The sequence below is a fragment of the Paenibacillus sp. 1011MAR3C5 genome (assembly GCF_003591485.1).
Taxonomy (GTDB): Bacteria; Bacillota; Bacilli; order Paenibacillales; family Paenibacillaceae; genus Pristimantibacillus.
Genome location: NZ_QZCF01000001.1, coordinates 130,856 through 145,997 on the forward strand (window position 1 = coordinate 130,856; position 15,142 = coordinate 145,997).

The 15,142-nt window shown below is 36.7% G+C and carries 15 protein-coding genes; 14 read left to right on the forward strand and 1 reads right to left on the reverse strand.

Going from position 1 to position 15,142, the window contains the following annotated elements; translation table 11 throughout:
* Nucleotides 1-12: 12 nt before the first annotated feature.
* From D3P07_RS00645 to D3P07_RS00710, 14 genes are all read left to right on the forward strand, one after another.
* Nucleotides 13-516 carry a hypothetical protein gene (locus tag D3P07_RS00645; RefSeq protein WP_119798174.1) on the forward strand — a complete coding sequence of 168 codons (504 nt, stop codon included), beginning with the start codon at nt 13-15 and terminating at the stop codon, nt 514-516.
* A gap of 16 nt (nt 517-532) precedes the next feature.
* Entirely contained in the window at nt 533-1,702 is a 1,170-nt protein-coding gene (locus D3P07_RS00650) for a hypothetical protein (RefSeq protein ID WP_119798175.1), read from the forward strand.
* A gap of 19 nt (nt 1,703-1,721) precedes the next feature.
* Nucleotides 1,722-2,450 carry a hypothetical protein gene (locus tag D3P07_RS00655; protein WP_119798176.1) on the forward strand — a complete coding sequence of 243 codons (729 nt, stop codon included), beginning with the start codon at nt 1,722-1,724 and terminating at the stop codon, nt 2,448-2,450.
* Nucleotides 2,451-2,563: 113 nt separating this feature from the next.
* On the forward strand, nt 2,564-3,181 hold the full coding sequence (locus D3P07_RS00660; RefSeq protein ID WP_119798177.1) for a hypothetical protein: 618 nt from the start codon (nt 2,564-2,566) through the stop codon (nt 3,179-3,181).
* A 12-nt stretch (nt 3,182-3,193) separates the two neighbouring features.
* Complete coding sequence (locus tag D3P07_RS00665) at nt 3,194-3,772, forward strand: hypothetical protein (RefSeq protein WP_119798178.1); 579 nt, start codon at nt 3,194-3,196, stop codon at nt 3,770-3,772.
* A 17-nt stretch (nt 3,773-3,789) separates the two neighbouring features.
* Nucleotides 3,790-4,470 (forward strand): hypothetical protein, encoded by a 681-nt coding sequence (locus D3P07_RS00670; protein WP_119798179.1) that lies wholly within the window; start codon nt 3,790-3,792, stop codon nt 4,468-4,470.
* A gap of 18 nt (nt 4,471-4,488) precedes the next feature.
* Complete coding sequence (locus D3P07_RS00675; protein WP_119798180.1) at nt 4,489-6,312, forward strand: hypothetical protein; 1,824 nt, start codon at nt 4,489-4,491, stop codon at nt 6,310-6,312.
* A 51-nt stretch (nt 6,313-6,363) separates the two neighbouring features.
* A complete protein-coding gene (locus tag D3P07_RS00680) occupies nt 6,364-7,506 on the forward strand; it encodes a discoidin/SUN/FTP domain-containing protein (protein WP_147384460.1) in 1,143 nt (380 codons plus the stop codon).
* A gap of 38 nt (nt 7,507-7,544) precedes the next feature.
* The gene (locus D3P07_RS00685) at nt 7,545-8,657 is read left to right on the forward strand and encodes a hypothetical protein (protein ID WP_147384461.1); all 1,113 of its coding nucleotides are present in this window, start codon (nt 7,545-7,547) and stop codon (nt 8,655-8,657) included.
* A 34-nt stretch (nt 8,658-8,691) separates the two neighbouring features.
* Nucleotides 8,692-10,815 (forward strand): SPRY domain-containing protein, encoded by a 2,124-nt coding sequence (locus D3P07_RS00690; RefSeq protein WP_119798183.1) that lies wholly within the window; start codon nt 8,692-8,694, stop codon nt 10,813-10,815.
* A gap of 32 nt (nt 10,816-10,847) precedes the next feature.
* Nucleotides 10,848-12,563 (forward strand): DNRLRE domain-containing protein, encoded by a 1,716-nt coding sequence (locus D3P07_RS00695; protein ID WP_119798184.1) that lies wholly within the window; start codon nt 10,848-10,850, stop codon nt 12,561-12,563.
* Between the two features lie 127 nt (nt 12,564-12,690).
* On the forward strand, nt 12,691-13,032 hold the full coding sequence (locus D3P07_RS00700; RefSeq protein WP_119798185.1) for a hypothetical protein: 342 nt from the start codon (nt 12,691-12,693) through the stop codon (nt 13,030-13,032).
* Nucleotides 13,033-13,116: 84 nt separating this feature from the next.
* The gene (locus D3P07_RS00705) at nt 13,117-13,566 is read left to right on the forward strand and encodes a phage holin family protein (protein ID WP_182914121.1); all 450 of its coding nucleotides are present in this window, start codon (nt 13,117-13,119) and stop codon (nt 13,564-13,566) included.
* A 42-nt stretch (nt 13,567-13,608) separates the two neighbouring features.
* Entirely contained in the window at nt 13,609-14,448 is an 840-nt protein-coding gene (locus D3P07_RS00710) for a peptidoglycan recognition protein family protein (RefSeq protein ID WP_119798187.1), read from the forward strand.
* Between the two features lie 222 nt (nt 14,449-14,670).
* On the opposite strand, the gene D3P07_RS00715 is transcribed toward D3P07_RS00710, so the two are convergent.
* Nucleotides 14,671-15,048 carry a recombinase zinc ribbon domain-containing protein gene (locus D3P07_RS00715; protein WP_119798188.1) on the reverse strand — a complete coding sequence of 126 codons (378 nt, stop codon included), beginning with the start codon at nt 15,046-15,048 and terminating at the stop codon, nt 14,671-14,673.
* Between the last annotated feature and the right edge of the window lie 94 nt (nt 15,049-15,142).

The following is a 15,142-nucleotide window of genomic DNA, read 5'->3' on the forward strand; positions in this document are numbered from 1 at the left end:
AGGGGTGATCGAATGGCTGGTGCAGCAATACATGGCTCAACAATAACGCCAGTAATTAAACCTAATCATGTGACTTATGATATTGAGGAATATCAGGAAACACGACCAAGATATTGTGCTGAGCAAGATCCAGAGCAACCCGATAAGTGCCTCGAATGGGTTCCTGCAGAATATGGATGGGTAAAAACAGGCTCAGGATCTACTGGCGCCAAAATTACAGGATCGGTTTCTTGCCCTGCATCCAAACTTAAAATACAAAGCAACAATGTTGCCAAAGTTGGTGACTTCACGATTGAGACTTGGGTTGCTGAGCCTCCTATTCCCTCAGATACTTCCTCCAAAAAATATGTGAATGTTAAGCCATTCCCACCGGGCAATGGACAAGGAACTATCACTGGCAGCAATAACAAGGCCTATTTATCTTCATCGAACATTGCAATGGTTGGTTCGCAAGTCACGACACACCTAGGTGTTACGACCACCATTGCAGACGGCAACACCAAATTGAATTTCTAGCTAAGGAGGTGATACATTGCCAACATTGCAAACATATTTAGAATATATCGACCCCACGGTGGGTACATGGAGAAGCGGCCGTCCAGGGGATGAATACAAATCTCGAATTGATTCACTTCCTGTCATCAATAGCAAAATTACGCTGCTTGAAATGCCCTCTGAATCACATAAAGTGATGATTTCAGGATTCAGTGAGCTTTCTCTGGACCAATTCCGGAGAAAAAAAACGATTGCGGAAAAAGAATTTTTCGTTGACTATACTACGGGAATTGTACAATTCCATCGGAACAATGAGGGTAAAACATTTACTTTGTCCTATCATGGAAAGGGCCTTATTGTCATTCCCGCTTCTCGTATTTATACGATGATTCAAAAAAATCCAGATGTCATTATTACTCTGCAAGACTACATAGATGAGCTTAAGATCTATATTCAGCAACTGGATCTCAAAATGGATGAAACGATTAAAGCCATTCAAGATGCAATTCAAGCTACAGCTCATGCTAATTTGGCAGCTGATCATGCCGTCTTAGCTACAGAAGAAGCTATCAAGGCTACTGATGACGCGAGAAAAGCAGCTGAATCCACTCTAGTTATCAGAAAAGAACCTGTTGATACCTTTGATGATCTCATTAAAGCCTATCCTTCTCCTGAAAACGGATGGCAAGTTACCCTTAACTCCACCGCTGATATTTACCGTTTTAATTCCCAGTCTGGATTATGGGAGCTAGTTGGAAATTTCTTGGGCGGCTCTATTCCTAATGCAACAGACCAACAGGATGGATTGTTATCAAAAGAAGATTTCTCCAAATTGAGAAGAATTGATGAGAAAACATACTCCAAAAGAGTCCTAGTGTTTGTATTACCCACAATTGAAGTTGGCATACAACCCATTATAGCTAGGCTTCCATTCAAAGGAAGGGTTATTGGTGCGAGAGCATTGTGCGGAACAAGAGGTGGAGGCAACACAGTAATTTCTATTGAAACTTCATCGGATATGATGAACTGGCAAAGTATATTAGCCTCCAATATTGTGATTTTGGATAACCAGTATTTTGACGATGGAACAGGAAGCTTATCTAACGTAGAAGTGCCTGAAAACACTTTGTTTAGGTTGGATGTGTTGGAAGTGGGAACTAATGTTCAGAATATTACTTTAGAAGTGATGATAGAAACAACTATTTGATTAGAGAGGGATGGTATACATGACTAAACCAGTAATTTATTGGTACGACTCAGCACACAGCGCACAAATTAAAGAACCGTTTGATTTTGGAGTAATTGACGCAGGAGATGAAAGTAATGTGTTTACTTTTAACATTTGGAATAATAGATATGAAGCATCCAAGGACAATTACTCTGACGTATCGAAAATGGAAGATTGCACAATTACAACTAGAGATATGTCTGGTGGGACAGGTTCTATTAATGGCAACATAGTCGAATCTGTGCGAGACAATTGGTTCCATGCACAAGTGGATTCCCTTGGTGAGACAGATTTAACGGAGTCCTCTTCTCGTATTGGTGCATCATATTCCAAGGTTGTAGGAACAACTGGCACTACAAAGCATAGAAAGAGCTTAACCGCAACTACTTGGATGGCATCGACTGCTTATACTGTTGGTCAAGCTGTTGTTCCTGCCACAGCTAACGGATTTGTTTACGTCTGCAAGACTGCGGGAACATCTAACGCTTTTGCACCTACTTGGAGTACGATATCAGGTGAAACTGTAAATGACGGTTCTGTGGCTTGGGATGTAATTGCAATTAATCACACACCAAAGGCAGGCGAAATTTTGGGTGTGCAAAACAATGGTGTTGCCGCAAATTCTGGCGGCAATTTTATCACTGTAACCATCCAAGCACAAGTACCACTTACTGCTTCGGCGGGAAGACAAAATATGAAATTACGTCTTTCCTATCGTTATGTGTAAACTAATAAAGGAAAATAGTATCTAACAAAAACATTAAGGGTGAGGGGTGAAATATATCTCTCACCCTTTTTTTCTTTATATAAAAATATATCCAATACAATGGAGATGAAAATATGTTTATTTTAGGAAACAGAAGCATGACGAATTCACCAGTTGATTTTCAAGACTTTTCGTGGATAGTTGAATATTCGGATGGTACACATCTAGCGGAATTTGACTTTGAATCAAAAAAACCAAATAACTTTTATGCGATAGATAAATCAAAAGCGATTCGATTCGGCCTAATCGGGAACAATTCGCAAGCTTATTTCGATATAGGCAATGGAATATTTACGGTCAACAATCATCGTTTCACAGTCTCCTATGAAGCTAATAATATAGAGTACCCATTGACAGGCAGATCATTGATTTATAATGATTTAATCACATATAAGGATGCTGTATCAGATGCATCTGTATTTAGCAGGAAAAACAGAGGTAGATTCAACGACACCATTACTCAATACAATTTTGGTTATAAGAAGAAGATGGAACTCTTAGATGTGAACATCTACTATCAGTGTGTCTTGAGTCTTCCCATCAATGGGACTGCATTCTTTCAAATCAAAATTTCTTCTGACAAAGACCTAAATGGTAAATTGATTTTCAGGAGAAATGGTAAAATAGTTGACGCTATAGAAGCACCATTACTTCAAGACATGTCTGGAAATATGAATTGGACTTTAAAATAAGGAAGTGATTTTGTGAGTATACAAGAGATTGGTTTTGTTATTGATTTGACAAAGGGTACATTTGTAAACACCATGAACAAAGATGGAAAGCTACAATTAGCCGAAATAGGATTAGACGCCAATAACAAGGTTATCTATGCCGAGCAAGGATATTGGGAATCCACACCTATTGTGATACAAGATAAAATCAAAGCTTTTAGTAAATTAGTTAAATCCGTTTCAATCGCTGGTAATGCTTCATTTAAAAACTATGTAAGAATTTCCGACGATGGGTACGTATGGGGCGACTACATTGAGGTTGGTGCAAATAACACTGTAACAAATGACTCCACTAAAAAATACGCAATGATTAAGATTGAAATATTTGGTGGAGAAGGGGATGTTGAAATATTAATCGATGACTTCCTTCAAGCGGGAGTTTATGACACTGATTTTGTCGATGGTAGCAATGGATTAAGCTTAATAAAAGATAAAAAGAATATTATGGTGGAAGATACTTCTCATATGGGAAACGGAAAGATATTTACTCATTCAGTAGTAAAAGCAGACTTTAAAAAAATTAATAGGATTAGAGTAAATGCAAAAAAATAATTTGAGGTGATGCTAATATGACAGTTCCAGCTACTACAGGGCAATTGAGAGATAATATTCATGAAATGGAAATCGGTGATTTCATAGCAATGTGTATTAACCCTGATTATGAATTTGGCACAGGAGGAAAGACAGAATGCCCAATAATAGGCGTTCCCCACAATGCATCAGTTGGCAATTATTTTTGGTACATGATAAAGGTTGACAAGGGGCTACTTATAAGCGACAGAGTGTGGATTCATACATTCGCTTGGAATGTTATCAATAATAATAAATGCATAGAAGGAATATTTATTCCCGCTTTAAACGGATATATCCGTTCTTTGACTGGCGGTGTTGGTTATGTTGGTGTTAATGGTAATTTATCCATGACACAAATCGATTTATCATATGGTGCTTTTCCTGTAAATAATGAATATGACACCTATATTAAACGATCTGATTTAGATGGGAAAATAACTCCTGATGACGATAATGTATGGCATCATAAACACATTCAAACAGTTGTTCAGGATACCCCTGTTGCGGGTACGCATGTAAGTATTGGTGGACAAACAAAAATTGTAACCACCTCGTTGAGAGTATTAAGAGGGTATGATAATAGAATGGACAGTACCTTCAAAGACTTCTCTACTGCAACAACAAATGAAGGTTGGTCTACTACTGGATTTCGTCCAGTTTTTGAATATAAAGAATGAGAAAGGAGTGATTAGTATATGGCTACAGTAGGACAGCAATTGCCTATACCAGAAGTAGGATGGAAAAGAATTGACGATATCAATCCTAGTATTAAATATGCTGGAACAGGATGGACTTCGGTGGCGCGTGACCCAAATACATACGCTGGTACAGGTACTTACACGACGCTATCTGGTGCTACTAACAATTCTATTCGATTTAGTTTTTATGGAACCAAGATTAGGATTATTGACTTGTATTGGACGAATAGGGTTATCAATGTAAACATAAGCATTGATGGTATAATTTCATCTTGGAACCCAAATAATTCTATAAATCTATATAAGATGCTTGTGTTTGAGTCATTGAATTTACCTTTAGCAACACATGAAGTTGTAATAACAACAAATAGTACAAGCGGTATTTTTTCAATAGATGCTATTGACATTGATTCAGATGGTCGTTTAATCCATCCTGACGAAGTATTTAAATTAAATGATTTAACTGTAGGCAAACGTATCAGATGCAACTATAAGGCTTCCTCTAATGCTGTAGGCTCTTTCAGTGGAATAGGAGTGGAAACTAAGGACTTCATACCTGTAGCTTCTTCCGCTACACCAGATGGAGATTTTTATTTCATTATGGTGGAAGATTGGAATAGAAGGAAGAGATTGATTGCTGACAGAAACATTCAACACAGTATATCTTGGGACACATTGAATATGTTTGGTCTTACGACTGGAAATAGGGTTGAAATTACATTAGATGATGGCACAAGGGTTGATCCAAACATTCGTCTTTTAACAGGTGGCACAACTGCTACGGATAAAGATAATGAGTGGGACAAATATATTGTCAACTCCACATTAAACAATACGATCATTGCAGGAGATAATAATGTATGGAACTGGAATGTGGGAATTACATCTTGGACTACAACAACTCCGGCAAACAATCCTTCTCTTAGAGTCAGAAGAGGGTATAACTCTTCGGTAAACACTTGGCTAGGAGATGCGCCAAGTAGTGGTGGGAACTATCTGTCATATAGTGCATTTCGACCAATGATGATAATTGAAATTCCCTTATCATACACATTATTTTATAATAATGGAGAATATAAGAGGTGGATAGAAGGGAATAAAGAGGTTAAAAGTTCATATACAGATGATTTAGTTCCTAAAATGATATCAAATAACTCTCCATATGGTGTAGTTAGAGCGAGTTCAACTTATGCATCAGTATCCCCATATTTAGCGTTTGACGATTCAAACACTACCGAAGCAAGCGCTTGGATAACAAATGCTACAAAGGCTGGATGGCTTGAATATGAATTTATTTCGCCAAAAATTATCACTAAATACACATTAGCAAGTCAAAAATTTAGTGGTGGCTCTACTGTTTCTGAATTGTTTGCGAGAGCACCTAAATCATGGACTTTCGAAGGCTCCAATGATGGTGTTATGTGGGACATTTTAGACACACAAACAAATGTTAGTGTATGGAGAGATGGTGTGAAAAGTGAGTTCGCAATAACCAACACGCAGTCATACCTAAAATATAGAATTAATATTACTGAAAATAATGGTTCTACATTTACTGCAATTGGTGAGTTTGAAATGCTTGGCACGATTCCTGCCGTTCCTGCAACACCATCTTATTGGAAAACAGTTTCGAGAACATTGCCTAGCGTAGACACTTTTATAAGTGACGGAATGGATTCATACCTATCGTCTCTCGTTAGAAAGATAAAAAAAACTGAGCAGACCATGACTGGTGGTAGCGCATTGGGTTCTGGTAAAATGTTCAGATCAACTATTGACTTGAAAAAATGGATTGATATTAGAGGCATAAAGGTGAAGTAGGGCTACTGCTCTACTTCTTTTCTTTTTTATGACAATAAGATTGGATGTGGGATGATGGCAACATTAGGTTCTTCTTTAACTGCTCCTGAGAGTGGATGGCAAAGATTTGATGATGATGATGGTAATATTGTATACGACAGCACTTGGGTAAGCTGGTCTGGTGCAAATTTTTATAAAGCAATGTCCTATTATACTAGAAATGCAAATGGAATGGTTACAATACCCTTTTATGGAAGTGGATTTCGCTTAATATCTGCAACAAATCATGATTGTGCTTCAAATGTTAGGATTGAAATTGATGGTGTAGCTGAAACAATTAGCACAGCGTCCACTCTTGTATACCAAGCCTTGGTTTATGAGAAAACAGGGCTTTCAATTGGAAATCATACAGCAATTATAACAAATGTCAGTGGCGGTGTTCTCTATATAGACGCGATTGATGTAGATGTGAATGGTGGTTTAGGAATCGGATTTGACCATAATATACTATTTTTTTCTGAACCTAACACAGCATTTTCAATTGAATCAAATCCTAATCAGACAGTTAATGCAATACCAAAAATGACTAGCAACACAGTTCCAAGTGGCGTGGTAAGCGCAAGCACTACTAGGGTTGGATGGGAGCCATACATGTCATTTGACAGGATAGACACAGATGGAAATGGCTGGACTACGAACGAAGGTGTTAAAACAGGTTGGTTAGCATATGAATTCCCCGAATCCATATGTATTGACACATATACAATTACCGCACATTATAGCGCATCCTGGGTGAATCTAGCACCAAGAGATTGGACTTTTGAAGGTTCTTTGGATGGAATTAATTGGAAAGTACTGGAAACAAGAGTGAATGAGATAGCGTGGGGTCCAAAAGAGAAAAGAACATTCTCTGTTAGAAACACAAGAAAGTTCAAGAAATATCGAATCAATATAACTGCTATAAATGGTGGAAATTACTTAAACATAAATGAAGTGGAAATGTTTAAAGGTGGAGCAACACTGATTTCTATCAGGGATAGTGTAGTAGAAAGTGATTTTTTAAACTATGGTTTAAACCTTCAAACACAGAAAACGGATGTAATGTTTATAGATATTTTACAGAAAAAGAGAAATAGCACAACGTTAGGTTCTGGAAAAACATTCACACATACTGTTGACTTAAATAAATTTAGAATCAATTCAATCAAACTGTAAATGGAAGAGACATTTTATTGAGATAGGGGAGTGAGAGTGTGGCTACAATAGGACAACCATTAACCTCACCAGAAACAGGATGGAAGAGGTATGACAATACTAACGCTAATTTTAAGTATATAGGAACTTGGACGCACGATACAGGGTCATTTTACAATTCAACAAGAAGTTGGACTAGCTCTAATGATAGTAAGTTAGTTTTGAAGTTCCGAGGAACAAGTATAAGGATTTTATCCTATATGAACCAAGACAGAGGGGATGCTTCTATAACGATAGATGGTGTAGGATATACTTACTCAGGTTATAGTTTAGCGGCAGGCACAGGAGGGACGTATCAAGGACTAGTGTACGAAAATACAAGCCTTTCTGAAAGCGAACATACAGTTGTAATTCAAAAGAAGAGTGGTTCTTTTTTGGATATTGATGCTTTTGATTTCAGTGAAAGCAGCGAACTCCTAGCCCCTCCGAGAGTAATAGGTGAGCAATTAACTGCGCCAGAAGCAGGATGGAAAAGGTATGACAATAAGGACTCTAACATTAAATTCACTGGAACTTGGAATAGTTATGCCAATGTTGGTTACAGTAGCGGCGAGTTGACAGGAGCAAATGTAGTGGGAAATAAGATTGAGTTTTCGTTTAAAGGAACTATGATTCGTATAATAGATGAGGGATTTACCAATAGGTCATCTGTGATCTCTATTACTATAGATGGCGTAACTGAAACCTATAGTGCCTATCGGTCTTCATCACAAAACCAAACACTTGTATATGAGAAGACAGGTCTATCGAATAAATTCCATACTGTAACTATTGAACTAAAGGAAGCGAGTAAATGGATAGGCTTAGATGCTATAGATATAGATGCTACAGGAGAACTGAGAGAACCATACAATAAATTCTTGATTTCTTCTAATAGTAGTATATACTCCCTAAGTGAAGAGAATGGGAAGAATGTTCTGATCAATGTCTCTAGCGCATCCGAAAATAACTTTATTAAACATGGATTCATTGCAACGAGTATTAATTTTATTGGTTTTTTTAAAGATAAAAGTTTTGTTTCTCAAACGAATATCGAAATAGGTGCAGGACGAGTTTTTAAACAATCTATAAACACTGAACCTATACCCATAAAAAATATGAGTATAGAATGATCGTTTCATTTAGATAAGAAAAGGAGTTGGGGGAATGGCTAACTGGAATCCCAATAAAAAAGGTGCTAATGTTACACTTTCCAATGGCAACATAACAGCAACTATATCTGGAAGAGAGGGGGTGTTTGCAACTAGTGGAAAGACAACTGGAAAATATTACTTTGAAGTTATTCATGATAGTGGCCCCCGAATTCTATCGATCGGAATCGCTAACGAGATAGCGCCAACAAATGCTACTTGGGTTTTTCAACAGTCGGGAGTATATTATGGAAATGAAGGTCGACTTTATGGGTTCACTGGCAGTTCTACTAGTGGCACTCCATATGGAAGTACATTTACAGTAGGAGATGTAATTGGAGTTGCCTTTGATGTTGACGCGAAAACTATCGAGTACTTCAAAAATGGAGTTTCACAGGGTCAAATTACTCATTTATTAACAGGTTCGCAGTTTTATGCATTTATAAGCAGAGGTAGTACTAGTGGAACTATAACTGCTACAGGTAGATTTTCTATTAATTCTTTTCAGTATCCTATCCCTGCGGGATTCAGTCCATATGATGAATATCGGGTACTTGTTTACAATAATGGTTGGAAGAAGTGGAACTCAAACCTTTTAAGTTGGGTAACTGTTACAATTTCCAACCCCACTGAAACTGACTTTAATTCTGGAATGTCTGATTATGAGTTGTCTTTGATTCCAGAGACAGCTTGGAGTCAATTGATTGGCGAAATTGAAATTAATGCATTCACATCAAATCAGGATAAAACAGAGGTATTATTTAATGTTGAAACTGAACCATTTACATTGTCACAAGAATGGGATGGAAAGCAGATTCAAATTATCGAATTTACTGATGATGCTAACAAAACAGAATCGAGTATTTTGTTAGAGACAGAGCCATTTATGCTTGAAGACTACCTGTCAGGCATTGATAAGTTAGATGTATTATATTACACCGATGATACTGAGGTAAGTTCTCCAACTTTGGAGATTGAAGCTAACTATAGTCCTTTAGATGAACTTGGCGATTTCGACATTGTAACGTGGGTGGAAGATGACAAGGTTAAACCAACAGTTGGAATCAACGCGTTACCTATAGGACAAGTTTTATTTAATGAAAATACTATTGAGAGATATATTGACATTGAATCTTTTGTCGCAACTATCGAATCTTCTAATGCAGATGCCAGTTTGATTAGATTCTTCCTATCATTTGATGGAGGATTGTCGTGGAAATCATTTAGGAACAACTATTGGAAGGAGGGGAAAGATGCTGACTTGACCAATAAATCATTAGTTAGAAGATATGGCATGAGTGCAAATGACTTGATGAGCATTCCTGAGTCCGAAATTAATCGTATGGTTGATGGCGAATTCAGGATTGGCTACTACATCGAAGAAAGAGCATGGACTGATGAAAATGAGAAGATTACAGAGGTAAGTTACAAAGGTACTGCCTATGTTGATGATGTGAAATTCTCAGACTTAGCCTTCTATATCTTAAACACAAAAGCAACAATCAATATTATATTCGCCGGAAATAAAGTGCAAGGTGTTCTTGATGACGAAGATAAAGGTAAAGTTCAATATCGAATCCTTCTTAATGGCGACCCCTATTTCCCTGTGAATGGTGAGTTCACTAGGCTTCTACCTTCCCCATTCCAACTGAATGTTGTAGTTGATGATAAGCGAATCAAATTTGGGGAGCAAAATTCCATAATCGTAGAATTTAAAGACTATTGGGGAGAAGTTGATTCATGGAGTTCGACCTTTATAGGTACACACTCAGGATTGGTGTTTACAGATGAAATGGGCAACTTCTTTACCACAGCTTTTGGTGAAGTGTTGAAATATCTTGATTTTGGTGAAATTATTGCTGGACAGACAACATTAGACCAAAAGGTTATCTTAAAAAATAATATTGGTTATCCAGTAAAAAATGTTCAACTGACAGCAAGTTATGCTGATAGTGATGTAGCAATTGAAATGTCAAAAGAGCACTCTCCGTTTGAATCACATTCCGAATTGCTATATCCAGACGTTTTGGATATAAACGAAGAGATTCCTTTTTACGTAAGGATTAGCACCAAACTGACTGCATCACCAAATGCTAATGGAGAGTTTGAAATAAGATTGAATGCAGACAGGGTGATTTAGTCTCAATACAATGAGATTGGAAGTGGACAACCATGGACGATGAATATGAGTACGACTTAGAAGCTATTTTTGCGGTCAGGACACTCTCAAATAAAATTGAGGGTGTTTTTAAGCTATATGCGGTTGATGATTCAGATATAGAAACGTCATTCGTTGTTGCAACAAGAGACAACAGTGATTTGGACATGGAGTTATCTGTAAAGGTACGCAGAGAAGCAGATTTGAATAGCACCTTCGATGTAAAGTACAGAGATAGCGACGATATTGAAGCTACATTTGAAGTTGTTGGCTCTTCTTATTTGGAGTCCACGTTGGAAATCAGACCCAATAACAGAATGTTCGGCAGATTTGAACTGCTGCCAGCACCAAGAGTAAATCAATTGATTTCGAGCGTTGAAGATTCAACAACTCGTAGCAGAGAAGACTTGAGAACACTGAACTATGGCGATTCTCAAAAAATGATGATTGGCAGAATTTTTGATGCTGACCTTGGAGAAGACTATCTCGAATCCTTTGTTAAATTCGGAGATGTTTCCAAAAACCTAATGGACTTGGCTATACTTGAAGAAGCGAGTCTGAGGTTATATTACACAGGCGACTTTTATGACACTGTTAATATAGAGCTTTGTTTGCCAAATCAAAATTGGCAGGAGCGTGGCATTACACATGCGAATAAACCACTTCCAAGTGAGCTAATAACAGACAAATTTACAATCAACAAAGATAAGCGTTATATTGAATTTGACATTAAAGAGACTTTCATGCATTGGTTCAATGGGGATATTAAAAACTTTGGTTTCCTGATAAGGTCGAACAACGGTTATTCTACTAGCTTCTATACAAGAGAAAGTAGTCGTCCTCCTGTATTAAACATTAATTATATATCAGATCAAGTCTACAGTGCAGGCAGAAGTGAAATTGAATCTACAATGTTCATTATTGGTAAAGGTTACTCTGACATAAACGCAACGTTTGAAGTTCATAGTGATTATGGATTTGATGAGCGTGAGGCAACGTTGTATGTTCACAGAGCAGAGGTTCCATTGGAAGAAGATTTGGATTCCTTGATTGCGATTAGCAAACCAGACCAAAACGTAACGTTTAGGATAGCACTTCGAGACGAAGATGATAAAGATATAACCATTGCAGTTATTGCAAAGAAGAATGAAGAGTTTAAGTCTTATATTAGCGTAAGCAGACCAGAAATTGATGGTATGATTGCGGTTGACCCTAACATTTCAATGCCTATCACCATTGAAGTTAAAGGCGAAGAAAAAGAGGATTTTGTTTCATTCCTTACTGTCACAAGAGGGAAGATTGAGCTTGGATTCAAAGTTAGGGCGATTGACCATGGTGATTTGAGTTCGACAATTGAAGTTCCTAACTACGATTATCTTGACTCTGTAATTACTGTATCGAATCCAGACTTAGAAATGACTTTTGACATCCATACGATTGACCTAAAAGACGTAACATTTGTAGTCAAAGAGAAAGAATATCTTGATGCTACATTCTTGGTTTACCAGCATAGCAATTTGGATATGTCCTTTGATATTAAATACGCTAACGAGATTGATGCAACGTTCGTGGTTAGCAAACCAGAACTGTCAGGCTACTTCTATCCTAGGGCAATCGGTGAAGATGAACTTGAATTGACATATCAAATTAGACAATTGGATGCAAGTGACTTAGATATATTCCTTACAGTTAAAGGAGAAGACAGCGGAGCGTACTACTTCATACTGTAATCTATAACTTCAGGAGCTTCTGAATTTTATTGAGAGTCAAGATAGGTGTTTACAGCAATATCCTGCAATTTATAAGAAATGCGGGATATTGCTTATTTATATTGAAAAAATTAAAGGAGCGGATATTATGTCATTCTACACCGATACATATCTGAGGATTTGGGGAAATAAAGATGTGAAAACTGCCACCGTTACTTCGGCCAATAATGGCATTGTAATAAACCTTGAAGATTCAACATCTTATACAATCGCACTTCCATCTAAACCCTACAAGTGGGACGATGTGCGACGAAAATCCGAATTAGTGGATGAGATTAATGCTCGGCTAAGATTATCTAATGCCAAAGTAGAATGTTACATTGGCGGAGTCTCTAAGGATACGAAATACGATTGCTTAGTTTTCAGGGCAACAGGTAACTATAAAGTTTCAAGTGTTGCCGGTACATTTACCGATGAGTTTTTCAAGTAATTCTATCAAAATCAAGCGTTGTATGAAAATGTAAGAGTGTCTATAGAGGCACTCTTTTTTTTCTAAATGCTAGGAGGAGAAAATTTGCAACTAGGAGCCTATATAAACTTTTGGACAACTAAAGAGATCACATTTTACGGCGTTGTGGGAGGGATTGGAACTTATATGTTTGGAACATTTACAGGCATTTTAGAAGTTCTATTTCTTGCCATGGCATTTGACTGGATTACAGGGGTGACCGCTTCAGTCATTGAAAAGAAAACACTAACAGCGATTAATAGTAAAAAGAATTTCATTGGTGGAGTGAAGAAATTCTTTATGATCATGATCGTCTTTCTTTCTCATCGTATAGATTTGGCTTTCGATCTAAATTGGGTAATGACAGGTGTAATTTATTTTTGGTTAATTAATGAGTTTATCTCTATCTCTGAAAACTTTTCAAGAATGGAAATTCCATTTCCTGCACAATTAAAGAAGTTTATCGCTATCTTAAAAGATAGATCATCTTACGACGAAAAGAAAAGCAATGAATAAAAGAGAGAAAACAAATTAGTAAATTGAAATGAAGGTGAACCAATGGCTTTTTTGATGAAGTACGAAGTTAAGCAAAAACTTTTAACAAAAAAAACAAAAAGACGATCTGGTATCTGTATGCCTTCTGTTAAATTCATAGTGTCGCATGATACTGGTAATGATGGAAGTACGGCCTTAGGGAACGTGACATACTATGAAAGGTCTAATAATGAAAAAGAAGCATCCGCACATACCTTTATTGATGATAAAGATATTATTGAATGCATCCCACTTACAACTGGACAACCAGAAAAAGCGTGGCATGTTTTGTATAATATAACTGAAGATAACAGGCTATTTGGCGGAAATGCAAATGATATTGCTGCCGGTGTTGAGCTTTGTTATTCATATACAAAAGGCTCAATAAATAATAAAGAATCGTATAAGAGATATGTTTGGTATCATGCATATTTATGTTTTAAATATAATATCGATCCTAAAAAGAATATATGCGGTCACAATGAATTGGATCCATCACGTAAAACTGATCCATTTAAAAATGCATTAAAGATAATGAATATCAGTAAAGCTCAATTTATTGAGGATGTAATAAATGAGTATGATGAATGTACAATTAAGGAGAGTCAACCGATGACAATAGAAGAGAAAACAGCTTTCAATAATCTAAAAGATATTGTTGAGAAACAAACAAAAATCATTACTACACTACATTCAACCATTAAATCCCTTCAAGAAAGAGATAAAATGCCGCAGATCCCTGAGTTCGCTAAGGAAGCAGTTGAAACAGCGGTTAAAGCTGGCTTGGTGGATACACCTGAAGGTGGCTCATATGATTTTTATCGATTAATTACTGTTCTGCATCGCAATAAATTGATATTTTAGTTTTCTGTTCCAATTTATAATTTAGTGTTTTTTATGATCAGCTTAGCATAAATAGTTATAAACGAGATACTAATATGGCTAGGAAAGCATGTGGATTTAAAGGAAAAACACTGAAAAATGTCATCCTAAACAAGTGAAATAACTAATCTTAGCCTCCCTCAAGAGAAAATAATGTCATCCTAAATTGATATTTTTTCAGATCTTACTTGAGAGAGGATTTTTTTATTCATCAGTCCAATATGTTTGTCTGTTTTTCGACATAAATGTTTTTGTACCGTCTTTAAAGTAGATGGTCAACTCTTCATATACGGGACTAACCCTAATACTCTCTATCCTATCTATCAGCTCTTCTGCTACAACTGTATCTTTGTTATCTTTACTGCTTCCTCTACCACCGATAATCCCTATATCCTTATACATATCAATTATAAAATGATTATGAATAAGTTCTAGCAGCCATTCCTCTTCCACTTTCCATCTAACGCAGCTACGGTAATTATGATACCCAGAACAAATGTACTTGCGCTTCCCTCTTTCGTTAACACCTCGAAAATTTTGATTGCAGTTGAGACATTTAATTTTCTTTGAAAAAAGATACATAGCTTACCTCCCATATAGTTTATTTTATAGCCTTAACAAATGTTATACAAACACTTGATTTTAAGTTAAGTTGTATGATATGATAATTTTCGTT